General features: G+C 70.0%; 19 protein-coding genes and 1 pseudogene. 6 read left to right on the top strand and 14 right to left on the bottom strand.

The window, feature by feature from the left end:
- Nucleotides 1-7 precede the first annotated feature (7 nt).
- The 6 genes and pseudogenes from AB0878_RS07830 to AB0878_RS07805 form a co-directional block, all read right to left on the bottom strand.
- Nucleotides 8-1668 (bottom strand): annotated as a pseudogene (locus AB0878_RS07830) (MFS transporter).
- 233 nt (nucleotides 1669-1901) lie between these two features.
- Complete coding sequence (locus tag AB0878_RS07825) at nucleotides 1902-2342, bottom strand: nitroreductase family deazaflavin-dependent oxidoreductase (protein WP_366577585.1); 441 nt, start codon at nucleotides 2340-2342, stop codon at nucleotides 1902-1904.
- Nucleotides 2343-2443: 101 nt separating this feature from the next.
- The gene (locus AB0878_RS07820) at nucleotides 2444-3046 is read right to left on the bottom strand and encodes a helix-turn-helix domain-containing protein (protein ID WP_366577583.1); all 603 of its coding nucleotides are present in this window, start codon (nucleotides 3044-3046) and stop codon (nucleotides 2444-2446) included.
- A 157-nt stretch (nucleotides 3047-3203) separates the two neighbouring features.
- The gene (locus AB0878_RS07815) at nucleotides 3204-3908 is read right to left on the bottom strand and encodes a GAF and ANTAR domain-containing protein (protein ID WP_366577581.1); all 705 of its coding nucleotides are present in this window, start codon (nucleotides 3906-3908) and stop codon (nucleotides 3204-3206) included.
- A gap of 118 nt (nucleotides 3909-4026) precedes the next feature.
- Nucleotides 4027-4746 carry a glutamine amidotransferase gene (locus tag AB0878_RS07810; RefSeq protein ID WP_366577579.1) on the bottom strand — a complete coding sequence of 240 codons (720 nt, stop codon included), beginning with the start codon at nucleotides 4744-4746 and terminating at the stop codon, nucleotides 4027-4029.
- Entirely contained in the window at nucleotides 4743-5285 is a 543-nt protein-coding gene (locus tag AB0878_RS07805) for an XRE family transcriptional regulator (RefSeq protein WP_366577577.1), read from the bottom strand. The genes AB0878_RS07810 and AB0878_RS07805 overlap by 4 nt, the downstream gene beginning before the upstream one ends.
- 127 nt (nucleotides 5286-5412) lie before the next feature.
- On the opposite strand from AB0878_RS07805, the gene AB0878_RS07800 reads away from it, so the two are divergent.
- Entirely contained in the window at nucleotides 5413-6858 is a 1446-nt protein-coding gene (locus tag AB0878_RS07800; RefSeq protein ID WP_366577575.1) for an amidase, read from the top strand.
- Here AB0878_RS07800 and AB0878_RS07795 read toward each other — a convergent pair.
- The 3 genes from AB0878_RS07795 to AB0878_RS07785 all read right to left on the bottom strand — a co-directional run bounded on the left by AB0878_RS07795 (nucleotide 6855) and on the right by AB0878_RS07785 (nucleotide 10856).
- Nucleotides 6855-7940 (bottom strand): DUF916 domain-containing protein, encoded by a 1086-nt coding sequence (locus AB0878_RS07795; RefSeq protein ID WP_366577573.1) that lies wholly within the window; start codon nucleotides 7938-7940, stop codon nucleotides 6855-6857. The genes AB0878_RS07800 and AB0878_RS07795 overlap by 4 nt on opposite strands.
- A gap of 89 nt (nucleotides 7941-8029) precedes the next feature.
- Nucleotides 8030-9634, bottom strand: a complete 1605-nt coding sequence (locus AB0878_RS07790; RefSeq protein ID WP_366577571.1) for a metallophosphoesterase family protein — start codon at nucleotides 9632-9634, stop codon at nucleotides 8030-8032.
- A 121-nt stretch (nucleotides 9635-9755) separates the two neighbouring features.
- Complete coding sequence (locus AB0878_RS07785; protein WP_366577569.1) at nucleotides 9756-10856, bottom strand: HupE/UreJ family protein; 1101 nt, start codon at nucleotides 10854-10856, stop codon at nucleotides 9756-9758.
- Nucleotides 10857-11149: 293 nt separating this feature from the next.
- Here AB0878_RS07785 and AB0878_RS07780 point away from each other — a divergent pair, with 293 nt between their 5' ends.
- On the top strand, nucleotides 11150-11803 hold the full coding sequence (locus AB0878_RS07780) for a hypothetical protein (RefSeq protein WP_366577567.1): 654 nt from the start codon (nucleotides 11150-11152) through the stop codon (nucleotides 11801-11803).
- 61 nt (nucleotides 11804-11864) lie between these two features.
- Here AB0878_RS07780 and AB0878_RS07775 read toward each other — a convergent pair whose 3' ends face one another.
- Complete coding sequence (locus AB0878_RS07775; RefSeq protein ID WP_366577565.1) at nucleotides 11865-12755, bottom strand: SDR family oxidoreductase; 891 nt, start codon at nucleotides 12753-12755, stop codon at nucleotides 11865-11867.
- 42 nt (nucleotides 12756-12797) lie between these two features.
- On the bottom strand, nucleotides 12798-13541 hold the full coding sequence (locus AB0878_RS07770; protein WP_366577563.1) for an SDR family oxidoreductase: 744 nt from the start codon (nucleotides 13539-13541) through the stop codon (nucleotides 12798-12800).
- Between the two features lie 321 nt (nucleotides 13542-13862).
- On the opposite strand from AB0878_RS07770, the gene AB0878_RS07765 reads away from it, so the two are divergent.
- Nucleotides 13863-17204 (top strand): phosphodiester glycosidase family protein, encoded by a 3342-nt coding sequence (locus AB0878_RS07765; protein WP_366577561.1) that lies wholly within the window; start codon nucleotides 13863-13865, stop codon nucleotides 17202-17204.
- Between the two features lie 52 nt (nucleotides 17205-17256).
- Here AB0878_RS07765 and AB0878_RS07760 read toward each other — a convergent pair whose 3' ends face one another.
- The 3 genes from AB0878_RS07760 to AB0878_RS07750 all read right to left on the bottom strand — a co-directional run bounded on the left by AB0878_RS07760 (nucleotide 17257) and on the right by AB0878_RS07750 (nucleotide 18553).
- A complete protein-coding gene (locus AB0878_RS07760) occupies nucleotides 17257-17637 on the bottom strand; it encodes a DUF427 domain-containing protein (protein WP_366577559.1) in 381 nt (126 codons plus the stop codon).
- 156 nt (nucleotides 17638-17793) lie between these two features.
- Nucleotides 17794-18165, bottom strand: coding sequence for a hypothetical protein (locus AB0878_RS07755; protein WP_366577910.1), 372 nt, complete (start codon nucleotides 18163-18165; stop codon nucleotides 17794-17796).
- 22 nt (nucleotides 18166-18187) lie between these two features.
- Entirely contained in the window at nucleotides 18188-18553 is a 366-nt protein-coding gene (locus tag AB0878_RS07750; RefSeq protein ID WP_366577557.1) for a hypothetical protein, read from the bottom strand.
- Between the two features lie 534 nt (nucleotides 18554-19087).
- Between AB0878_RS07750 and lanKC the strand changes: the two genes are divergently transcribed.
- The 3 genes from lanKC to AB0878_RS07735 all read left to right on the top strand — a co-directional run bounded on the left by lanKC (nucleotide 19088) and on the right by AB0878_RS07735 (nucleotide 24712).
- Nucleotides 19088-21634, top strand: coding sequence for a class III lanthionine synthetase LanKC (lanKC, locus tag AB0878_RS07745; protein WP_366577555.1), 2547 nt, complete (start codon nucleotides 19088-19090; stop codon nucleotides 21632-21634).
- 32 nt (nucleotides 21635-21666) lie between these two features.
- Nucleotides 21667-21819, top strand: a complete 153-nt coding sequence (locus AB0878_RS07740; protein ID WP_220245799.1) for a SapB/AmfS family lanthipeptide — start codon at nucleotides 21667-21669, stop codon at nucleotides 21817-21819.
- 1297 nt (nucleotides 21820-23116) lie between these two features.
- Nucleotides 23117-24712, top strand: a complete 1596-nt coding sequence (locus AB0878_RS07735) for an ABC transporter ATP-binding protein (protein WP_366577909.1) — start codon at nucleotides 23117-23119, stop codon at nucleotides 24710-24712.
- The last annotated feature ends 171 nt before the right edge of the window (nucleotides 24713-24883 follow it).

Below are 24883 nucleotides of genomic sequence, written 5' to 3'. Positions count from 1 at the left end.
GGCCCGATCAGACAAGACCACGCAGACTGCGGCAAACAATTAACTCGACCGCCAGTACTGGTGAACCGCCTCGCGAAAGGCTCGGTGGTCGCCCGAACCGGCAGGCGAAAGCGCGCCGCAACAACGTCCGAGCGAACCTGACCTCGCGCGCAATGGTGGCGATCGGAAGGCCGCTGGGGCCACACCGAACCGGCGGGCGAACGCGCGGCCCAACGACGACGGCGAACCAAAACCGACCTCGCGCACACTGGTGGCGATCGCGCCGTCGCCCGACCAACTTGGCCGCCAGTGCCTGTGAGCGCTCGCGGAAGGTCGTGGGGGTCGCACCGAACCGGCGGGCGAACGCACGGCCCAACGACGACGCGAACCCGACCAGCGCACGATGCGCGACCAGCGCGGTGAAGGCCATCAGACCCGCGGTGACGGCGAAACTCAGCGCGTAACCACCGGCGGCGGCATGGGCGCCGTCGGCCCCGGACGAAAGCAGCGAACGGGTGGGCGCGTCACCGACCGCGACGAGCGTGGCCAGGCCCAGGGCCATGCCGATCTGCTGGGACGTGTTGTTGATTCCGCTGGCCGTACCCGCGTCGGCGCCCGTGGTGCCGTCGACGCTGGCGATCATCCCCGAGATCACCGCGAAGCCGGCGCCGAGCGGAAAAAGCAGCATGCCGATGAGAACGTCACGCACATAGGAACCACCGACGTCCACGCCCGCGAACATCACGAACGCGGCGGTGAGCAGCAGCAGGCCGAGCACCATGACCGCGCGCTGGCCGATGCGCGGGATGAGCCGGGCCGTGAGCCAGCCGGTGAGCATGAACAACGGGCCGATCGGCAGGAACGACAACCCGGAGTACAGGGCGTTCAGGCCGGCGACCTGTTGCAGGTACAGCGCCATCGTGAAGAACAGCACCCCCATGGCCGCGCTGAACGTCAGCAACACGAAGTTGCCGATCGCGCGGCGCCGGGAAAGCAGGAAACCCAGTGGCACCAACGGGTTGCTCGCCTTCGACTGCCACCAGCCGAACACGAGGACCAGCACGACACCCACCACCGCGGCCCACCGGCCGGCGGACGCGAGCAGGCCGTAGACGATCAGGGTCAGGCCCACGGTCGCGAGCACGGCGCCCGCGATGTCAGGACGGCCGCGCCGCGGGCTCCGGCTTTCCGGCACCAACGCGGGCGCGCACACGAAAGCGACCACCGCGATCGGCAGGTTCACGAAAAACACCCAGCGCCACGACAGGTACGTGACCAGCACGCCGCCCAGCACCGCACCGAGCGCGGCGCCCAAACCGCGTAGCACGCCCCACGTCGACAGCGCGCGGGCGCGTTCGGCGGGTTCGGTGAACAGCACCGTGACCAGCGACAACGCGGCGGGCGCCACCAACGCGCCGCCGACACCCTGGAGCACGCGGCTCACGACGAGCATCGCCGGCGTCACCGCCACGCCGCCGATCGCCGACGCCACCGCGAACAACGCGAGCCCGCCAGGAACACGCGGCGCCTCCCGAGCGCGTCGGCGATCCGCCCGCCCAGCAGCAGGAGACCGCCGAACGGGAGCGTGTAGCCGTTGACCACCCACGAAAGCCCGACGTGGGAGAAGGCGAGGTCGTGCTGGATCGGGGCGAGCGCGACGTTGACGACGGTGGTGTCCAGCAACAACATCAGTTGCGCCACGGCGAGGACGATCAGCCCCCACCACCGTCTCCGGGCGGCAGCGGGGGACGCCGTGCTGGGCAACGCTGAGGACATCGAAGGCACTCCCAAGACACTCCACGGGCCGGCGCTGATCGCCGGCCCGTGGGTTCCAACTGCCACCGATGCCCGGGCGATGGTCCAGAACGTGCCGTGCGACGGGCAGTTCTGGCCACCGACGCCCGCGACGAAGTCGAGAGCGCTCAGGCCTCGATCGGGCTGAGGACGAAGATCGGCATCTTGCGGGTGGTCTTGGTCTGGTACTCGGCGTAGTCGGGCCACACCTCGACCGCGCGGTCGTACCAGGTGGCGTACTCGGCGTCGTGGACTTCGCGGGCCTCGTAGTCCTTCTTGACGGGGCCGTCCTGCAGCTCGACGTGGGGGTTCGCGACGACGTTGTAGTACCAGACCGGGTTCTTCGGCGCGCCGCCGAGCGAGGCGACCACGGCGTACTCGCCGTTGTGCTCGACGCGCATCAGCGGGGTCTTGCGGAGCTTCCCGGTCTTGGCACCCACCGAGGTCAGCACGATGACGGGCTTGCCCTGGTTGTCCGTGCCGTCCTGGCCACCGGACTTCTCGATCAGCTCCGCCTGGTCACGGCTGAAATCGAAGGGGCTCGGCTCGTATTCGCCGGTCAGCGGCATGTCCGCACCTTTCGTATCGGGGGCCTCGGCCTGAGACCCTTAAACGGACTATACCCCGCTTCGCCGAGTGGACGTGACCGCGGCAACACCGACGGTGAAGATCAGCCGCAGACGCGTTCGACCAGGGTTTTCCAGCCGGCCGCGAGGTCCCGCGGCATGGTGGCGGGCGCGGTGCCGTCCGGGGCGCGCAAGTAGAGCAGGAGCGGGCCTTCGAGCGCGGCCGTCAGCTGCAGGGCCAGCGCGTGGACTCCCGGGACGTCGGGGCAGGCCTCGCGCAGCAGCATCTGCACGTGGAACAGCGACGGGCTCGCCGAGACCGGGATGGGCTGCCCCGGGTCGAGTGCCGCGCGGGCCAGCACCGTGTGCTCGATGAGGAATGCCATGCGCGCGTGGCCGAAGGCGACGAGGCGTTCGACGGCGGGCGCGCCCGGACCCAGCGGCGGCGGGCCGTTGAGCACGCGCTCCTGGAACGCCGTCTCCTCCACGTCGAGCAGCGCGAGAAAGATGCCGGCGCGCGTGCCGAAGCGGCGGAAGACGGTGCCCTTGCCGAGGCCGGCGCGCTCGGCGAGGCCGTCCATCGTGACCTTGTCGGCGCCGAGTTCGTCGACCATCGCGCGCGCGACCTCGATCAGGTGCGCGCGGTTGCGGGCCGCGTCGGCGCGCTCCTCGCGCGGGCCGCCCAGGGGGATCGCGATGGGTTCCACGACCGGCACGCTACCCGTCGCGGGTCCCCCAGCTCCACGGTCTCGCAGTGCGACTCGGACGTGCGCACCCCGGCTGAGCCGCACAGGAATCGCGGCTGCGCGGGAATGTCCGGTCGATCCGGTGGTACCGGTTTCGCCGTCGCCGCGGCGGGATGGGTCAGCGGTCGGAGACCGTGGTCACGAAACGCGTGGCGATGTCGCGGAGTTTCGTGTTGGTCGTCTGCGATTCGGTGATCAGGCGTTGCATGGCTTCGTCCGCGGTGATGCGGTGGATGGCCATGAGCATGCCCTTCGCCTGTTCGATCACGGCGCGCGACTGCATCGCGTGGTCGAGCTGTTCGGCGCGGCCGCGGGCGGCGCGGTAGCGGTGGTGGGTGCGAAGGCCGAAGGCGACCATGGTGACGTAGACCTTGAGCAGCTGGCTGTCGAGCTCGCGGAAGCCGTGGTCGCCGAAGCCGAAGAGGTTGAGGGCGCCGGAGAGCTCCTCGTCGATGCGCAGCGGGGCCGCGAGGTAGCTGCCGAGGCCGAATTCCTTGGCGACGTCGGTGAACTCGGGCCAGCGGTAGTCCGCGGCGGGCAGCGACAGGCGCACGATCTCGCCCGTGTCGGCGGCCTGCAGGCAAGGGCCTTCGCCGGCGGCGTACTGCGCGGCGTCGACCTGGGTGGCACGCGGGTCGGTGGTCGCGGCGGTCTCGCCCTTGCCCGAGCGGATCACGGTCACGCTGGCCAAGTCGGCGCCCGGCACGGCGCGCACGGCTTCCGCGCAGATCACCTCGAAGAGCGCGGTTCCCTGCTCGTCGTCCTCGAGCGCGCGGGTGAGCCCGTGCATGGCCTCGGTGAGCTCGTCGAGCTCTTCCGACATCTTCCTCTCCTCATCCACTCCGCCTGTTCTCCTGTCGTGCCCGTGCAGGCGGGTTCCGATCCCGCCGGCCTCCGTGAAGCCGCTGGGATCCCAACGGAACTTTCCCGATTTTACCTGGTCACGCGAGACCGGCGAGCATCTCTTCGGCTTCTTCGAGCCACGACGCGAAGACGGTTCGCGCCGCGCGGGCCAAGGCCGGGCCATGGGTAGCGGCGTCGGCGCGGAGGGTGCGGGGGTCGACGCCCGCGGCGGCCAGTTCCACGCTGTGGCCGATGAGCCAGGGTTCGAGGCGGGTGTGGTCGGCCTCCAGGTGGAACTGGAGGGCGAGGGTGCCCGGGGCGGGGCTGAATGCCTGGTGCGGGAAGCCCGGGATTTCGGCCAGCGTCGTCGAGCCGGCGGGGATGGCGAACTGGTCGCCGTGCCAGTGCAGGACCGGGACACCGTCCAAAGGAGACAGAACGGAGTCGCCGCCGGCGGGGGTCAAGGTCAGCGGCGCGTAGCCGATTTCCTTCTTGCCCGTCGGGGTGACGTCGGCGCCGAGGGCGGCGGCGATGAGCTGGGCGCCGAGGCAGATGCCCAGGGTGGGGCGGCCCGTCGAGAGCCGCGCGGCGATCGCGGTGAGTTCGGCCGACAGGTTGGGGTACAACGCGGTGTCGCCGACGCCGATGGGGCCGCCGAGGACGACCACGAGGTCCGGGGCGGACAACAGCTCCGGCGTGATCGGGTCGACGCCGGCTTCGAGGTAGTCGACGGTGTAGCCGCGGGCCGACAGCAGCGGTTCGAGAACGCCGAGGTCCTCGAAAGCCACGTGTCGCACCGCCAACGCGCGCCTGGTCACGGTTGCTCCTCCGGGGCCGCGATCACCACGAGCACCTCGGCGGGCTCGGCGCTGATCGACTTGACGTAGTGGGGAATCCCGCCGCGGAAGTACACCGAGTCGCCCGCGGCCAGGCGTTCCGTGCGGTCCGGGAAGCGCATCTCGATCTCACCGGAGCGCACGAGGATGAGCTCGTCGCCGGAGTGGGCGCGGTAGAGGCACTCGACCTCGTCGGTCGGCGGGTGGATGAGGAACGGCAGCATCTGCTTGCCGACCACGCCGCCGGCGAGGTGCACGAAGCTCGAGCCGGAGTCGGGGACCGTCGGGTCCGCAGCGGCGCCGGCGCGGCGGACTTCGAGGTTGGCGCTGTCCTGCGCGTCGCCGAAGAGCTGGGTGACGTCGACGCCCAGGGCCTCCGCGAGGCCGATCGCGACAGCGATGGAGGGCGTGCTGTTTCCCCGCTCCACTTTGGACAGATACGACTTGGTGAGGCCCGTCCGGCGGGCGAGCTCGTCGAGCGTCCAGCCGCGTTCCCGGCGCAGCATCCGCAGGGTCCTCACGTGTCGAAGCCTCTCACCTGGTCGATGTCTCATAATGATACACGGTTGACGATAGGAAACCTTGTGTCATGGCACCGCGGTGTCCTACCTTCGAAAAGCCCACCAGCCGAACAGGAAGGGCACCGCGATGAGCAGCACCGCCGCTGTTGACGAGTCCCTCTGTTACCTGCCCGCCGAAGAAGCCCTGCGCCGGTTCAAGGATCGCACCCTCGCACCCAGTGAACTCATGGCCGCCGTGATCGAGCGCTGCGAAGAGGTCAACCCGCACGTCAACGCGATCACCAACCGGTTCTACGACCAGGCCCGGCAGCAGGCGGCCGACGCCGACCAGCGCTACCGCGACGGAACCGCGCGCCCGCTCGAGGGAATTCCCTTCGCCGTCAAGGAACTGCACCCGGTGAAGGGCGTGACGACGTCGTGGGGCTCCAAGATCTTCGAAGGCGTCGAAGCCGACCACACGCTGCCGGCCATGCAGCGCATGTTCGACGCCGGCGCCATCATGCACATCCGCACCACCACGCCGGAGTTCGCCCACTGCGGCCACTGCCACAGCCCGCTCTACGGCATCACCCGCAACCCGTGGAACCTCGACTTCAGCAGCGGCGGCTCGTCCGGCGGCTCGTCCGTCGCCGTCGCGACCGGCATGGCCGTGCTGGCCGGCGGTGACGACGGCGGCGGCTCGCTGCGCATGCCCGCGTCGTCGTGCGGGATCGTCGGGTACAAGGCGCCGTTCGGGCGCAACCCCTCGGCGCTGCTGGACACGATGTTCGAGGCCATCGTGCACGTCGGCGTGCTCGGCCGGAACGTCGGCGACGTCGCGCTCGCGCAGAACGTCGTCTCCGGCCAGCACCCGGACGACATCACGACGCTACGCGAGCGCGTGACCATTCCCGCCGGTCCGGGCTCTGTCGAGGGCCTGCGGATCGCGTACTCGCCGGACCTGGGTTACGTCGAGGTCGACACCGAGGTGGCACGGAAGACGGAGGAAGCCGTCGCGAAGCTCGCCGAGGCCGGCGCCGTGGTGGAGCAGGTGGACCTCGGCTGGAACGAGAGCACGTACGACGCCTGGGTCACGCACTGGCAGGGGCTGTTCGCGGCCATCGCCGGGGAGCACATCCCGCAGTGGCAGTACAAAATGGACCCGTTCGTGCGCCGGCTCATCCGGCAGGGCCAGCAGCTCGACCACGTGCGGGTCAAGAAGACGGAGCTCGTGCGCACGGAAATGTGGACGAAGCGGTCCGCCGTGTTCGCGAACCACGACCTGATGGTGTGCCCGACGCAGGCCGTGCCCGCGCTGGCCGCGGACCACCAGAACGACGACAAGTCCTTCACCGTCAACGGAAAACCGGTCGACGCGTACCTCGCGTGGGCGCTGACCTACCCGTTCAACCTGTTGAGCCAGCTGCCGGTGCTCACCGTGCCGTCGGGCGTCAGCGACTCGGGAGTGCCGACGGGCCTGCAGATCGTCGGCAAGCCGTACCACGACGAGACGGTGTTCTCGGCGGCGAAGGCGTTCGAAGCTGTCGCACCATGGGCGCAGCGACACCCGAACCTTGAGGACACAGCGGTTTAGGACACAGCAGCTTCGGACTCGGCGGTTTCGGGCTCGGCAGCGGTTTCAGGCGTCTCGGAGGGGAGCTCGGCCGGGCTTCCTTCCGCCGAGCCCGCCCGGCGCTTCCGCAGCCGGCGAATCACGAAAACCACAACGAGCACCAGCAAAACCAGCACGACCAGCAACGTCCACGGAATCGCCCAGCCACCGGCCGAACCCGTCACGACCGCGAGCGGCGCGACCGAGCCGGACGCGTCCGTGAGCAACGGCGTCAGCGAGACGTCGGCGGACAGCCGCACCCCCGGAACCACACCGTGGACTGGCACCGAAACGTGCCACGTCTCCCCCGGCAGCAGCTGCGGCGAGTCCGGGATCGTGGCGGCCGGAGCGGTCCAGGCGCCGAACAGGCTGGAGACCGACGCGCTCTGGCGCGCGGCGGTGATGGCGTTGCCGGTGTTGTGCAGGGTGTAGGACAGCGTGGCGTCGCCCGAGCCGAACGGGTTCGCCGTGCCCGAGTAGTCGACGTGCGCGTCCTCGACGGACAACGCGGGAGCCAGGTCACCGCCCACGCGCAGGCGGATCCGGATGCCGAGGCGGCGCTCGACGGTGCCCTGCTGCACCGAGGTCACGATGCCGCCCAGGAAGTCACCGGCCTTCGTGCCGGAGGGAACGGTGATCGTGAAGGGCACGTCGGCCGATTCGCCGGGCCCGAGCTTCACGTGGTCGGCGGCCGCGCGCGCCCACGCGCCGACGCCGCTGGACTTCTTGTCGCGCGCGAGGAGGTCGACCTGCCCGTCGGGCCGGGTGAACGCGTCCGCGGTGTACACGGCCAGCTCCAGCGGCGCCGTGCCGTTGTTGACGACCTTGAGGCCGTCGTGCACCTGCTCCCCGGCCCCGGCGGTGTAGCTGTAGTTGACACGGTCGGCGCCGAACTCGTTGGCCGCGGTGCTGACGGCCCAGGGGACGGTGTCCTGGGAAGCCGTGTCCTGGGAAGCCGTGTCCTGGGAAGCCGTGTCCTGGGCGGCGGCAGGCATCGCCGCCGTGGCGGCGAACCCGGCGGCGAGCAGCACCGCGGCGAGCGCGCGGGTGAGCGTGGAACGCATGTGCAGTCCTCGGGCAGGTGGGCAGAGCGGGGTGGGCGGCAGGGGCGGGTGCCGGCGAGCACCCGCCCCTGCCTGGGGGATCAGGCGACTCAGTTCAACGCGGTGAGCGTGGAGCCGAGCTTGCCGAGGGTCTGGCTGACCCAGCGCGGACCGTCGTGGTCGTCGTGACCGTGACCGTCGTTGCCGTGGCCGCCGTTGCTGCTGCCACCGCCGTTGTTGCCGTGGCCGTTGTCACCCTTGGTGTGGATGACGACCTGGTCGATCACGGAACCGACCTTGCCCGCGGGCGAAGCGCCCTCGTTCGGGCCGCACCACTTGACGTTGCCGCGCTCGACGGCGGCGTTCGGAGCGGCGCAGGTGCCGCTGCGGACTTCCTGGACCTCGAGCTTGTCGTCCCGCACCTGGACCTTCACGTACGTGCGCACGTGCTCCTGGTTCTCGACGGAGTTGGCCCAGTGGTTGTCCGGGTTGAGCGGGTCGGCCCCGTAGTTCGGGTCCTTCGTGGTGTCCGGGTCGGTGAGGTCGTAGTACTTCGACCCCGACGCGGAGTTCGCCGTCACGTAGACGACACCACCCGGGCCCTGGACCACCGAGGTGGCGCCGGGCTGCTCGGCCGGGTTGGCCTTCTTGCCGTTCTTGATCACGTAGCTACGCGAGTAGCTGTGGTCGTGGCCCTGCAGGACCAGGTCGACACCCAGGTTCGAGAACGCCGTCGGGAAGTCCTGGCGACGCAGCTGGTTGTCACCGTCGTTGGCGTGGTCGGCCGGCGAGTAGATGGAGTGGTGGTACACGAGCACCGTGTACTTGGCGTCCTTGCCGTGCTTCTTGATCACGTCGGTGACGTACGCGATGTGCGCGTCGTCCGCGCCGTTGGCGTAGGCGTTGCTGTTCAGGTCGATGAACAGCACACCCTTGTAGGTGTACCAGTAGTCGCCACCGGAGTTGGTGTTCTGCGAGCCGTTGTAGAAGGGCGTCGAACGGTCGGTGTTCGGCGTCCAGAAGTGCTGCTCGTAGGACTTGCCACCCACGTCGTGGTTGCCGATGGTGGCGGCCCACGGGTACTGGCGCAGCTTGTCCGAGCCGAGGAACGCGTCCCAGTCCGCCTCGGTGTTGGCGGTCTCGACCTGGTCGCCACCCGACACGAGGAGCTCGGCCTTCGGGTTGGCGGCGAGCGACACGTTCAGGGTGTCGGCCCAGCCGGCCCCGTCCTTCGCGACGTCGCCCGACGAACCGATCTGCGGGTCACCGTAGAACAGGAAGTCGAAGTCGCCCTTGAAGGACTGCGTCTTGAAGGAGTACGTCGGCGACCAGCCGTCACCGTTGCCGATGCGGTAGGAGTACGCCGTGTTCTGCTGCAAGCCGTCGAGCGTGGCGTGCGCGTTGAACCCACCGTTGACCGCGTTGCTGCCAATGACCGCCGCGAACTTCTTGGCGTTGGTGGGGAACTTGCCGTGGTTGAGCCAGTTGGTCGGCACCAGTTCGACCGTCTGGTCGGCGTTGGTGTCGGTGTACCACGACAAGACGCGCTGCGATTCCTTGGCACCGACGCCGAGGACGATGGTGTTCGCCTTGGCCGGCGCGGTCGGCGTCCAGGTGGCGGCGGTCGCCGAACCGTTGCCGAACGCCAGCAGGAGGCTCACGCCCACCGTGGCGACACCGAAGGCGAGGTTACGCCCGGTTCTGAGTGGTTTCATCGGATTTGCTTTCCCTTTCGGGTCAATGGGTCGGGAAGACCGATTGGTAGCGTTATCGCCCTCGGTGTGCGGTAGGTGAACTTCACCCGAAGGACGGGTGGACCACCCAGGAATAGCGCGGTCACCCAGCCGCGATGCGCTGCACGAACCAGGTGAGCCCCATCACTGAAACGGCCGCGGCGATCACGCCGGTCGTCCACTGTGGAGCGAAGGTCGCCCGGCGGCGGATCAGCACGAGAAGCGGGAAAACGATCGCAATGATCGCCAGCTGCACCGTCTCGATGCCGACGTTGAACACCAGCAGCGACCACAGGAGCGTCCAAGACCACGCCGTGTCGATGCCCAGCGCCGAAGCGAACCCGAGGCCGTGGCAGAGACCGAAGCAGAAGACCACGGCGAGCCGGGTCCACCCGGTGCGGTCGAGGCTGAAGTGGCCTTCGCCGAGGAGGTCGTCGTCGATGCCGTTGACCTTGCGCCGCCACAGGCGCCAGAGCGGCCAGGCCGCGACCACCGCGATCGACAGGGCGATGAGGGGTTCGATGATCGCTGCGGGCACCGTGACCAGGCCGAGTGCCGCCAGCACGAAGGTGACGGAGTGGGCGAGGGTGAACGTGGTCGCCGCCAGCACGATCTCGCGCAGGCGCCGGGAGCCGGCGATGAGCGCGAGCAGGAAGAGGATGTGGTCGAGACCAGTGAGCAGGTGCTCCGCGCCGAGCCGGAAGAACTCCCAGAACCGCTCGCCGAACGACTGCTGCGTGGAGAACGACGGCTGGTGCGCATCGAGCGCGGCACTGCCCGAGGTCAGGTCGAGGTCGTAGGTGACGACCGTCTTGGTGTCGCGGACGTAACCCTCGGCGTCGGCGAACAGCGCGCTGCGCACCTCGTGGGCGTCGGCACTGCCGCAGCGGTAGTCGAGGTCGAGCACCGCGTACGGGACGCCTTCCCGCTGCTCCATGCGGAAGCCGCCGTCTTTCGTTGGCGCGCAGGGACTCTCCGTGCTCACGTGGAAGCGTTCCGTCACGTACTTGATCACCGCGGCCGAATGGTCTTCGAGCGCTTTCGCCTGTGCGGCCGAATCGCGTGCGTCGAACGCAGCAGTGCCCTGCTGGAACAGCGGGTCGTCGTGTTCGGCGTCCGCGACGGAAACCACCAGCAGGTCGTACTCGAGGCCGAGCTCCGCCCGCACCTGTCCGGAGCCGGGTGAGGTGACGCCGGCGTACACGACCGATGAGAAACCATGCGCCGAAGCGGTGGAAGTACCGAGAATAACCGCCAGCGCGGCGAACGCGAAAACTGTTGCCAGGCGGGCGAAACTTCTGATGCGGCGGGGCATGGACTTCCTCTTTCCCGGTTGCTCGCCCGCACTTTGCTGGGCTCAAGCGAACAACTGGCGGAGAGCGGGCGAACATGCAGCGACCGGATTCCGACGGAAGAAAGCGGTGCACCGGAAACCGGCGGCGATCGGGTAGGAAGGAGGCCGACTCGCTCACCACTGCCCTGAAAGGACGATCCGGCTTGCGTTCACGATTCGTGGTCGTCGGTGCACTGACGGCAGTGCTGCTGAGCGGATGCGGTGCCACCGACGATTGGTCGGGACCACACCCCGCGCCCACCGCCGTCGGCGTGCTCGGCCAGGGCTTCACCAGCACGCCGCCGACGCCGGAAGCGACGATCACCCCGCGGCCGGGCTCGTGGGACACCGTGCACCCGGCGCCCGGCTACCGCGTGGTGCTCCTGACCGCCGGCGCCGACCCGCAGACGAAGACGCTGGTCGGCGCGGTCAAGGACTGGGCCGCGCAGGAGAAGGTGAGCCTCAAGGTCGTCACGGCCGACGACCCCGCCCGCCACATCGACAGCATCGTCGAGGCCATGAACCTCGCCCCGGACCTCATCATCACCGCCGGCAGCGAGCTGATCGACGCGGTGACGGTGGTCACGGCCAGCCACCTCGACCGGCAGTTCCTCGTGCTCGGCGCGGAGATCGCCGAACCGACCTTCAACGTCACCGCCGCCAACTGGGCGGGCGCCACCTTCCGCGGCTCCGGACTCACCGCGGCCACGGGCGACGACCCCGGGTCCTTCACCCCGGCCCGGGCGGCGGCGGCCGTGCGCGCGGGGGTGGCGAGCATCCTGAGTGGACTCACGGGGATCGTCATCCGGGTGAAGTAGACACGGCGAAGGGAGGGAAGCCGGAGCTCCCCTCCCTTTACCCACGGTCCCTTCCGGACGGTCACTTCCGGATCGTGAGCAGATCCGCCAGGTCGATGCGCTCGTAGAACTCGCGGTGGATGCGGTCGGCGACCGCCGAGACCTCGGCCGACCCGTCGTCGGACGGGTCGATGATCACGCGGTACGGGCGCTCGCCGCGGGGCAGGGCGACGATGCGGGCGATCTCGGCGGCGACCGACGAGACGTCGGCGTCGGCCGGCTCGAGGGCGGCGAGCTTGCCCGAGACCTGCTCCATCAGGCCGGCGTACTTCGTCTCGTAGTCGGCGACCACGGCGTCGTCGGCCGGGCGGCCCGAGTGCGCGAAGTGGTTGGTGCCCGAGGTGAACGCGCCGGGGACGACGATCGAGGTCTCGATGCCCCACCGGGTCAGCTCGGTCGAGTAGCTCACGGCGAGGGCGTCCATGCCGGCCTTCGCGGCGAAGTACGGCGCGAGGTACGGCGGGGTGCCGCCCTTGACGCTGGAGCTGGAGACCCACACGACCAGGCCCTCGCCACGGCGGCGCATGCCGGGCAGCACGGCGCGGTTCACGCGCTGGGTGCTGAGCACGTTCACGTCGTAGAGCTCCGCGAGCTGCTCCGGCGTGAAGGCCTCGGCCGGGCCGGTGACCATGTGGCCCGCGTTGTGGATCAGCACGTCGATCGAGTCTCTCTCCGCCTCGATCTTCGCGACGGCCGCGTCGATGGACTCCTGCGAGTTCACGTCCAGCTCGACGGCCCGCAGGTCGACGCCGTGCTCCTTCGAGTAGTCGGCGACGGCCTGGACCTGCGGGGCGTTGCGGCCGGTCGTCTCGCGCATGCCGGCGTAGACGGTGTGGCCTTGGTCGGCCAGGGCGCGGGCGGTGAGGGCGCCGAAGCCGCTGGAAGCACCGGTGATGACGATGGTCTGGGACATGGGAGTTCTCCTTCGAAGCCTCAGTTGCCGGGACGGGCTGACTCAGATGGCTCCGCCGTTGGCGTAGATGACCTGGCCGTTGACCCAGCGGGCCGGGCCGGCGAGGAAGGCGACGGCTTCGGCGACGTCTTCGGGCACAGCGAGGCGCTCGAGCGGCGGGACCTTGGCGAGGCGGTCGATGACCTCCTGCGGCTTGCCTTCGAGGAACAGGGCGGTCGCGGTGGGTCCGGGGGCCACGGCGTTGACGGTGATGTCACGTCCGCGCAGCTCGCGGGCCAGGATCAGGGTGATCGCGTCGACCGCACCTTTGGAAGCGGCGTAGGCGGTGTAGTTGTTCAGCGCCAGCTTGGTCACCGACGTCGAGAAGTTGATCAGGGCGCCGCCGGAGCGCAGCCGGCGGGCGGCCTGCTGGTCGACCACGAAGGTGCCGCGGATGTTGACGCGGTGCATGCGGTCCAGGTCGTCGAGCTTGAGCTCGGTCAGCGGGGCCAGGAGCATGATCCCGGCGGTGTGCACCACCACGTCGACCCCGCCGTAACGCTGCTCCGCGATGTCGAACAGGGCCTCTACCTGGGCCTCGTCCGCCACGTCGGCTTGCGCCGAGCTCGCGGTGCCACCGGCGGCGGTGATCGCGGCCACGACCTCGTCGGCGCGCTGCGGGTTGCCCGAGTAGTGCACCAGCACCTGCATGCCGTCCTTGGCCAGGCGCTCGGCCACGACCCGGCCGATCCCGCCCGACCCGCCGGTCACGATCGCGACGCGCTGCGTGGTCTCGTTGCTGGTCATCTCAGTCTCCGTATCGTCGTTTCGTTCTGTTGGTACCAACGTTACATCTGAACTCGTATCCGCGCTAGAGCATTCCCGTATCAACGTTATGACCTAGGCAACACCAGCGCGTAGCGGCGCTTCTCACGGCTACCCCCGCTCATGTGGCGCAACCCACGCGGCGTTTCGCCCGGATCGGAGCCGCCCGTTCCCTGCCGCACCCCTGCGCGCCGACGACGGGACATCTTGTTTTCACGGGGCGGTGCTGGGGTGACGTGCGCACATCCCCGTGCACCGGAACGAGGAGCTGTCTTGAAACGCAGTCGAAGAAGCAGCGCGGTGGTGGCCGCTCTGCTCGCGGGAAGCGTGGTCACCTTCGGGGCCACCGGAACGGCGGAGGCCGCGGCACCCAAGCCGTGGCTGCCGGCCACTCCCGCGAACTGGAGCCTCGTCGTCGATCAGACGAAGACGACACCGGTGACCGTCACGCGCGGCGTGACCCAGTACTCCGAGACCTACGACACCGTCGGCGGCCGCCAGCACACCCAGGTGCTCGACGTGAACCTCGCCGACCCGAACGTGCGCCTCGGCGTGGTCGAAGCCGGCGACGTGATCACCAACCCGGCCGACGAGACGGTCGGCTCGATGGCCGCCCGCACCCACGCGGTGGCCGGCGTCAACGGCGACTTCTTCGAGATCAACGCCAGCGGCCGCCCGCTCGGCGGCGTGATCACGAACGGCAAGCTGCTCAAGAGCCCGCGCCCGAACTTCAACGCGCAGCTCGGCGTGCGCGCCGACGGCACCATGGTGCTCGGCCCGCAGACGTTCTCCGGCTCGATCACAGACGGCGCCGCCAGCACTCCCCTGACTTCTGTCAACGTTGTCAACGACGTGGCGTCCGGCGGCATCACCGAAATCACCCCCGACCTCGGCGGCGCGACGGCTCTCCCGGCCAGCACGCTCGTGCTCGGGCACGAGACGAAGGCGGGCACCTTCGTCGTCGACTCCGTGCAGCCGGGCGTCACCGCGGCGCCGGCCCTGACGAAGGGCCAGCTCGGCCTCCTCGGCGGTGGCGCGGGCGGCACGTGGCTGTCGACCACCGTCCACAGTGGAGACTCGGTCTCGGTCACGGCCGACACCGGCGGTCTCAAGCAGCTGCTGTCCGGCTCGACCATGCTGGTCAAGGACGGCGCGGTCTACAACGACCCCACCGGCAACCCGCCGGGCGGCGTCAACCCCGAGACCGTGGTCGGTGTGAGCAAGGACGGCAAGCACACGATCATCGCCACGCTCGACGGGCGCCTCGGCGCGAGCGCCGCGCTGGGCGTGACGCCGGCGCAGGTCGCGGGCTACATGGTGGCCCACGGCGCGTACAACGCGGTGCTCTTCGACGGCGGCGGCTCCACCGAGATGGTGGCCCGAGAGCCGGGTGACCCGGCCGTCTCGGTGATGAACAGCCCGTCCGACGGCCACGAGCGGCCCGTCGCCAACGGCCTGTTCATCTACTCGACCGAGCAGGCCCCGGGCTTCGCGCGGTCGATGGTCGTCAACGGCAACAAGGGCGTGGACACCGTGCCCGGCGCGACCGTGCCGGTCCCCGCGTTCGGCCTCGACTCGCTCGGCAACCCCGCGCGGGAGAAGGCGTCCGTGCAGGTCGTGCCGTCGACGCTCGGTTCGTGGCAGGACGGCCAGTTCACCGCGGGCCGCGCGGGCACCGGTGTGCTGATCGCCCACGCAGGCATCGCGGTCTCCGTGCAGCCGCTGCGCGTCGTCGACCGGCTCGGGTCGCTGCAGATCTCCCCGACCGACCCGGATCTGAACAACGGTGGGACGCAGACGTTCACCCTGTCCGGTTCGACGTCCTCCGGCACCGCGGTCGCCATCCCCGCGGCCGCGGCTTCGTGGTCGGTGAGCGACGCGTCGCTGGGCGGCGTCGACAAGTCCGGGGTGTTCACGGCGGACGCGGTGAACTCGGGCCTGGAGAAGGTGACGGCGAAGGTCGGCGGCGCCACGGCGACCGCGACCGTGGCCATCGGCAGTGTGTCGCAGGAGCTCAACGACTTCAGCGACCCGTCGGCGTGGAACCTGCGCAACACCACGGGCCAGCCGGCCACGATGGTCGCCGCGCCGGGCGTCGTCCCGCCGGGGTCGACGGCTTCGGCCTCGACGCAGCTGACGTACACGATGCCCGCGGGCTCCGGCGTGAAGCAGCTCGTGCTGTCGCCGAAGGCCACGATCACGGCCGGCGCCAACGCCGGCGGCCAGAACCCGACCGGCATCGGCGTGTGGGTGAAGGGCGACGGCACCGGCATCCAGCTGGCCGAGTCGTACATCGGCATCGACGGCGCCACCACCACGCTGTACCCGACCACGGTGACGTGGAAGGACTGGCGCCTCGCCATCGCGACGTTGCCGCCGGGGCTGAACTTCCCGCTGCGGATCAGCTTCGTCGACTTCCTCACGATCAACCCGAGCCAGACGACGTCGGGCACGCTGAACGTGAGCGGTCTGCAGGCGCTGTACTCACCGCGTCCGCTGGTCACGCCGCCGTACCAGGCGATTCCGCAGAACCCGTCGTGGCTGAAGTTCTCGGAGAACGCGGCGGACTTCTCGCGGTCGGGCTCGACGATGCTGCTGGGCGACGACGCGCACCTGGTGGCGAGCGACCCGGGTTCGGCGTCGTCGAACGTGATGGACACGATCAAGGGCCGGCTGCCGGCGTTGCCTTCGCAGGCGCGGCCGTCTTCAGTGCAGGCGCTCGGTGACATGTCGGACGACGGTGCGGTGCCCGACCTGCAGTTCGCTCAGCAGAAGATCGCCGCGCTGGGCGTGCCGTACCACGACGTGGTGGGCAACCACGAGATCAGCCAGGGCGTGCTGCCGGAGAACGGCAACTTCGCCCAGGTCTTCGGGGCCACGCACTACGAGTACCAAGCCGGCGACGCGCAGGTGATCGTCACCGACAACGCGCACGGCAGCCTGCAGTCGTCGGACGCGTTCCAGTCGCCGGCCGAAGCGCAGTACCCGTGGCTGGTCAAGCAGCTCACGGACGCTTCGTCGCAGACCGTGCTGGTGACCACGCACATGCCGGCGTACGACCCGCACCCGGTGGCCAACAGCCAGTTCAGCGACCGGTGGGAAGCGCGCATGTACGTGCGGCTGGTGCAGCGCTACCAGCAGACGCACCCGGACAAGCACGTGGTGATGCTCTACGGCCACGCGCGCGGGTTCGCCGACCAGGTCATCGACCCGCTGGGCAACCCGACGTCGCCGGCCGCCGGGGGCATCCCGCAGCTGACGATCGCGGACCTCGGCATGCCGGCGTACGCGCCTTCGGACGAGGGCGGCATCTACCACTTCGTGCTGCTGCACACCGCTCGCGGTGACGTGCAGTTCTCGGTGGAGCCGGTGCTGTCGTCGATCGCCGTGACGGTGCCCTCTTTGCAGGTGGGCGCCTCGGCAGTGGCTTCGGCCACCGGTGCCGAGGTCGGCGGTGACAACCTCCCTGCGGCCACGATGCCGATCGCCGATCCGGCCTCGCACGTGTGGTCGTCGAGCGACACTCGCGTCGCTTCGGTGGACGCCAAGACGGGCAAGATCACCGCTCGCCGCGCGGGCACGGTGACGATCTCGGTGACCAGCGGTGGCGTGACGGGTTCGGCGTCGCTGACTGTGACGCGCTGAGTTCTATTGCCGGGCGCGCTCCTTGGGGGCGCGCCCGGCTTTTTTTCCTGCGTCAGGCGGGCAGTTCCTCGATCGAGACGCGGTCGGCGTAGAACGCGAGGTGGCCCTTGATCGGGGACACCGCGTCGTAGGGCTCCTCGTACGTCCAGACGGCGTTGTCACCCTGGGCGCCAGCCGGGGTCAGGGAGTAGTAGGACGCGTTGCCCTTGTACGGGCAGTACGTGTGGTGCTCGGTGCGCGCGAGGGCGGCGAAGTCGACGTCCTCCCGGGGGATGTACTGCACCGCCGGGTACGTGGACTCGCGCAGCACCTGCGCCCGCGTCGTGTCGGCGATGACCGTGTCGCCCAGCTTCACGACCACGCGCGCCGGGTTGACCTCGACCGTGATGGGGTGGTCGGGGCCGGGGATCTTCTGCTGCGTTGCCTGGGACATGGGTCTCCTCGTTCCGCTGCGGGTTCTGTAGTGCGTAACGACGAAGTGGCGCGGACCCTTCCCGTCGCGGGCGGGCCCGGGCCACCGTCCCCGGCGGGCAGCGGCGTGGTCACGATCCGTCAGACGCCCGCGACCTGCGAGAACCAGCTGCGGGGCTCAGGCCGAGACGCGCTTGGGGGCGGTCCGCCACAGCCAGTACAGGCCGACCAGCGGCAGGACGAGCGGGATGAAGACGTAGCCCTGGCCGTAGACCGACCACACGGTCGCGTCGGGGAAGGCCTGGCGGTCGAAGATGCTGAGCGTGCCGATGGTCAGCACGCCGAGGAACTCGATGCTGCACGCGACGAGGGCGACGCGCCACCAGCGTTCGCCGCCTTTGGCGAGGGCGACCGTGGCGAGGATGTAGATGACGGCGGCGAAGGCCGAGAGCACGTAGGCCAACGGCGCTTCGTGGAACTTCGTGCCGATCTGGACGCCGGCGCGCGACGTCGCGGCCAGCGCGAAGATCGCGTAGACCGCGACCAGCACCCGGCCCGGGCCCGTGGCCGTCTTACGCGCTTGCTCCACTCCACACCTCGTTCAGTCGCAGCACCATCACCGGGATGGCCAGGCAGGCGATGCCGAGCACGACCGTGCTCGACCGGCTCCGCTCGGCCAGCGCCCACGCCGCGCCGACCGGCAGCACGACCAGGCAGCCGATCAGGTAGGCCAGGAACGTGGCGAGACTGCCCGGCTTCTCACCGCTCACGAGCAGCACGATGCCGACCACGAGCTGGGCGACGAGCAGCACCTCCACCACACCGAGCGCGACGAGCAGCGGGGTGTCCGGCAGGCGCTTGCGCGCGGCCTGCACGAAGCTCCACAGCGCGACCAGCAGTGCGCACACCGCCACCGCCACCGCGAAACCGAGAATCACCCGTTCCTCCTTCTGCCGCGCTGGCCACAAGGTACCCGCTGGCGTTTCCGGGGCTGTTCGCCGAGGGCTGCCGACGTGGCCGGCGCCACGGCCGTCGGTCTCGTGTGGACTGAGCCCTCCCCCAGGTCCACGCGGCCGTCGAAATCGGACACGGGAATCCGTTGATGGCATTCTGCCAATTTCACGGTACAGTTACTGATCCGGCCAAAAGTAGGCCGACCCCCACGCGGCACGTAACCGCCGCCACGAAGGCATTCGGCCGTGACTGTGGTCGGATCAGTAACGATCGGCACAGTACGCCGCACTTCGCGGGACCTGCATGAACAATGCGCAGCGCCGGGTGTTACACCACGACCGAGTGGTCGAGTAATCCGTGAAATCACACAGGGTCCCCGGTTTCGGACTCCGGCGGCACTTCTGTCTACCCTGATCAGCCCAGCCGAACCCCCGGGTTGGCGGATTGGCCTGTGCACCTCCGACGTGCGGGAATATTCCTCGTCAGGGAGTGCGGAAGTACGCGGAGGGTGCGGTTTCATGGACATGCGGTATGAAGCGTTCTGCTTCGCGGATCCGCTGTTCTTCGACGAACAACGCGAAACCGGAGCGCCCTCCGACGACTTCGCCGCCGCGCTGCCGGCGCCGGGACCGATGTGGACGGTGGGCACCCGCGGCATCTGGCGCGTGCTGCACCCGCAGGGCGGTGACCTGCCCGAACAGGGCTGGAAGGTCCACGTTTCGGCCGGAATGGACAATGCGGACCGCGTGCTGGCGGCGGTGCACGAGTACTGCGTGGACCGTCGCGTGGCGTTCAAGCACCTGCGGTCCCGAACCATCCTCCTGGCGCGGAATTCGAAATACGCACCGCGCGACGGAAGCGGCAAGTTGATCACGCTTTATCCGGTCGACGAGTGCGAACTGGCGCGAGTTCTTCAAGATCTTTCCGAACGGCTGAGTGGCGAACACGGCGCTTATGTGCTCAGCGACCTTCGTTACGAATCCGGACCGTTATACGTACGTTATGGCGGATTCGCCGAACAATGGGTGGAACACGACGGCACTCGAGTGCTTGCGATCCGCAAACCCGACGGTACACCCGTGCCCGACCGGCGCGAGCCCGTTTTCTCGGTACCCGATTGGGTGAAGATTCCGGCGTGTCTGGACGCGAGTGTCGCGGCTCGCAAAGGCGGCGATCCGGGGCAGTTCCCCTACCGCGTGACGAGCTCCCTGCACTTCTCCAACGGCGGCGGCGTGTACCTCGCGGAGCACAAACAGCACGGCCGGCCGGTCGTGCTCAAGGAGGCGCGGCCCCACGCCGGGCTGGACCGCGAGCTGGTGGACGCCGTCGAACGGTTGCGGCGCGAGCACGACGTGCTGCAGCGGCTGGCGGACGTTCCGGGCGTTCCGGACGCGTACGAGCACTTCACCGTGTGGGAGCACCACTACCTGGCGATGCAGCGGATGCCGGGCACGTCGTTGGGCAGCTGGCTCGCGCTGCACTACCCGCTCACGCGCCGCGACAGCACCGAAGCCGACCTGCTGGCGTACCGCGACCGGGCGCTGGGGGTGCTCGCGCAGGTGGAGCGGATCGTCGCCGACCTGCACGAACGCGGGGTGGTGTTCGGCGATCTGCACGCGCTGAACGTGCTGGTGGCCGACGACGACACCGTGTCGCTGATCGACTTCGAGATGGCGTTCGACGTCGCCTCGGGTTCGCGGCCGGCGCTCGGTGCGCCCGGGTTCCGCGCGCCGGCCGACCGGCACGGGTTCGACATCGACCGGTACGCGCTGGCGATGCTGCGGCTGTGGCTGTTCCTGCCGTTGGCGACGCTCCTGGAGCTGGCGCCGGCGAAGCTGCGCGGTGCGGCCGAGTTCGCGCAGCGGCGGTTCGGGCTGCCGGACGGGTACGCGGACGAGCTGGTGCGGGTGCTGGGCTCGCCGGGCGTCGGCGTGACCCACACCGCGCTCGACGAGGAGCGGCCCGACTGGACGCTGGTGCGCAAACAGGTCGTGGAGGGGATTCTCGCTTCGGCCACCCCGTCGCGGCTGGACCGGTTGTTCCCGGGCGACATCGAGCAGTTCCGGGTGGGCGGCGCGTGTTTCGGCTTCGGCGCGGCGGGCGTGCTGTGGGCGCTGGACGTGGCGGGCGCCGGCCGGTTTCCGGAGCACGAGCAGTGGCTGATCGACGCCGTGCGCCGCGAGCCGCCCGCGCGGCCGGGGTTCCTCGACGGCAGCCACGGGATCGCGTACGTGCTGGAGCACTTCGGCCACCACGACGCGGCTTCGGCCTTGCTGGCCTCGTCCCGGGCCCTGGTGGACCAGACCACTGATCACGCGTTCGAGGGCGGGCTCGCGGGGATCGCCCTGACGCAGCTGCACTTCACGACTTCACGCGGCGACAACGAGTACGGGCGGCAGGCCTTGGCGACCGCGGTGTCTTTGGCGGAAACCCTGGAGACGGCCGCGCCACCGGGGAAGTTCGCGCGGGCGGGGCTGTTGAGCGGCTGGTCGGGGCCGGCGTTGCTGTTCATCCGGCTGTACGAACGGACCGGTGAGCCCGCGTGGCTGTCGTTCGCGGACCAGGCACTGCGCCGCGACCTCGAAGAATGCGCCACGGCGGACGACGGCTCCCTGCAGGTCCGCGACGGCGAGCGGCGGACCCTGCCGTATGCGGGGATCGGCAGCGCCGGGATCTTGCTGGTGCTGGAGCAGCTCGCGCGGGTTTCGCCGTCCGCCCTGGCGTGTTCCAACCTGCCCGCGCTGCGCGAGGCGTGCCGCGGCGAGTTCGTGATCCAGCCCGGCCTGCTGCACGGCCGCGCGGGCCTGATGGCGGCGCTGTCGTTCTCCGAGGCGCCTTCTGACCGGGTTCGCTCGGCCATCGACCTGCACCTGGCGCGCCTGGCCTGGCACGCCGTCCCGTACCGCGGCGGCCTGGCCTTCCCGGGCAACCAGCTGCTGCGCCTGTCGACCGACGTCACCACCGGGAGCGCGGGCGTGCTGCTCGCGCTGTCGGCCCTGCTGGACGGCTCGGAGGTGCTGCCTTTCCTGGGCGCCACGCCGTCCCCCCACACCTCCGGCCGCTGATGGCCGGCGGAAGAACACGAGAAGGGATCACCATGGAACTGGTTCTCGACCTGCAGGCCCTGGAAGCCCCCGAAGCCCTCGAAGGCCACGGCGGCGGCCACGGTCACGGCCACGGGGCGCCGAGCAACCTGAGCCTGCTGGCGTCGTGCGCGCACAGCACGCTCAGCCTGCTGACCTGCCACTGAGTTAGCTGACCTACTGACCCTTCGATCCTTGTCGACCTTCTGACGTTCTTCCGGCGGTTCGGGTGTTCTCGGGTGCTTCGGCTCCCGGGTGCCTTGCGCCGGGCGTCACGGACCGGGTGCGGGAGCGGCGCAGGCCAAGTGCGCCGCTCCCGCCTCACCATTCTGCCCCGGGGCTGCGGGTTTGGTCACCGGGTTCGCTGGGTTCTGCCGCGCGGTTGGCGGCAGGTTGGGCTGGTTGGCTCGTTGGACGAGGAGTGAGATGCCCGGGTACGGAGCACCTTCCGACAATCCCGTCGACGCGGTGCCTACCACCGGCCCCGCCGCGCCCCGCACCGATTCGGCAAGCACCGGTTCCGAGTGGCAAGTTGCCACAACACCCTTCGCCTTGCCACACCCCACGGCACATCGCCACTCGACGCCCGCCCCACCACCGGCAAGCACCCGTTCCGAACGTCAAGTTGCCACCCCACACAACGACCTGCCACGACCAACGGCACACCCCACCCCCACCGCACGACCCCGCCCGGCAACTGGCCGCCCTGAGCGACAAGTTGCCAATCCCCGGGCTGACTTGCCACAGCCAACAGCACGCCACGACCGATCGGCACGAGCTCAACCGGCATCTGGCGGGGCCGAGCGCCAAGTTGCCGAACCACCGGCAAGCGCCGCACCGACGGCATCCCCGCAAGCGGCAAGCAACCGAGCGCGACGGCAGGTCTCCGAGTCGAATGGCGACTTGCCACAGCCGACGGCACATCACGGCCGAGCGGCACGAGCGCGGGCGGCAACTGGCGGAACTGCCCGGCAAGATGCCACGACACCACGTGACTTGCCGCGGCCGAAAGCACGCCGCGACCGTGCCGCACGATCGGCACGCGGCGGAGTCGAACGGCAAGTTGCCGAACCATCACCCGACTTGCCACAGCCAACGGCACGCCAGCGTCGAACGGCACGAACCCGGCGGGCATCCGACGGAACTGCGCGACAAGACGCCGCAACACCACCCGACTTGCCGCGGCCGACGGCACGCCACGACCGTGTCGCACGACCGGCACGCGGCGGAGTCGAACGGCAAGTTGCCGAACCATCACCCGGCTTGCCACAGCCAACGGCACACCGCAGCCGAGCGGCACGAACCCGGCGGGCATCCGGCGGAACTGTACGGCAAGTTGCCGAACCACCTGCCGACTTGCCACAGCCTGTGGCAAGCCGCGGGCGAAAGGCGCGAAAGGCGCCGAAACCAACCTCGCCCGGGGATCGGTTGCTGCGCGAAGTCGCCAAGCGGGATCCGTGGCGGGTGGGGGTGCTCGTCGTGGTGGGGTTTGTCGCGGTGGGGGCGAGTTTGTTGTTGCCCGGGGCGTTGGCGGGGGCCACCGATGCCGTGATCAGCGGTGGCGGTGCCGCCAAACAGATCGGCTGGTTGGTGGTCGTCGGTGGGGCCGAGGTTGTGGCCGACGTGGTCGGCGGGGTGGTCGTCGTGCGGGTCACCAGTGGCGCCGGCGCGTGGTTGCGGCGCAGGATGATCGATCGGCTGCTCGCCCAGAAGACGAAAACCCCCTTCGCCGAAGGGGATGCGGTGAGCCGGATGGCCGGGGACGCCGTGGGGGCGGGCGGCATCGTGCCGGTCGTGGTGCAGCTGGTGTCCGCCGCGGTGATCTCCGTCGGGGCGATCGTGCTGCTGGCGGTCCTCGACTGGCGGCTGGCGCTCGTGTTCCTCGGCAGCATCCCCGTGGCGCTGCTCCTCGCGCGGTCACACCTCAAGAACACCGCCGACGACGTCCTCACCTACCAGCGCGTCTCCGGCGAGCTCGCGGCGCGACTGCTCGACGCCGGCGCCGGCCTGGCCACGATCGCCGCCTCCGGGACCGCCGGCCGGGAGGCCGAGCGGGTGCTGAAACCGTTGCCCCGCCTCAGTCTTGCCGGGCGCGGGATGTGGCGGACGCAGGCGAAGATGGTGTGGCGCGCCGCGTTGCTGTTGCCGGCCGTGGAGCTGGCGGCGCTCACCGCGGCGGGGTTCGGGGTGCTCGACCACCGGCTGACGGTCGGCGACGTGCTCGCCGCCCTCGGCTACGTCGCCCTCGGCATGGGGCTCGTGACGCAAATCCCGTTGCTCACCACGGTTTCGCGCGCCCGCGGCTGCGCCCAGCGCGTCGCCGAGGTGCTCGACGTCCCCACCCCCGAACGCGGCAAGCTCGGCCTCCTGCCGGGCAACGGGACGCTCACCCTCCGCAACGCCACCGTCCCAGGCGCCTTGCACCCCACTACGCTCACCATCCCCGGCGGCACATTCACCGCCATAGTGGGGAAATCCGGCTCCGGGAAGTCCACTGTGGTCAGTCTCCTCGGCGGCCTCACCACCCCCGACGCCGGCGAAGCCCACCTCGACGGCCGCGACCTCACCACCCTGCGCCCCGAGGAACTCCGCGCCGTCGTCGGCTACGGCTTCGCCCGGCCGCACCTGCTCGGCGCCACCGTCGCCGACGCCGTGGGCTACGGCAGCTGGGCCGGCGACACCGCCGTCCGCACGGCCTGCCGCACCGCCCGCATCCACGACGTCATCACCCGCCTCCCCCACGGCTACCACACGCCACTCGCCGAAACCCCGCTCTCGGGCGGCGAAGCGGCGCGCGTGGGCCTCGCGCGCGCCATCGTGCACAACCCGCGCGTCCTCCTCCTCGACGACGCCACCGCCGGCCTCGACACCGTCACCGAACAGTCCGTCCTCACCGCCGTCGCCGCGCGAACCCTGGTGGTCGTCACCCACCGCGCGGCCCTCGCCTCCCGCGCCGACACCGTCATCTGGCTCGACGACGGCCACGTCAGAGCCATCGCCCCGCACGACGCCCTGTGGCAAGACCCGCGGTACCGCGCCGTGTTCACGGAGGCGGGATGACCAACGCCCTCCGCCGCACAACGCCCCCTCGCCAACGCCACGCCACCCTGCCGCTCACGGCACCGCAAGGCCACCACGCCCACACGAAACCAGCCGCCCGGCGACGCAACGGCCTCCACCGCACAACAGCCCGCCCGCCAACGCCACGCCGCCTGCCACTCGCGGCAGAAC

Source organism: Amycolatopsis sp. NPDC047767, assembly GCF_040704195.1.
GTDB lineage: Bacteria > Actinomycetota > Actinomycetes > Mycobacteriales > Pseudonocardiaceae > Amycolatopsis.
This window is presented reverse-complemented; position numbering and strand designations above follow the sequence as displayed.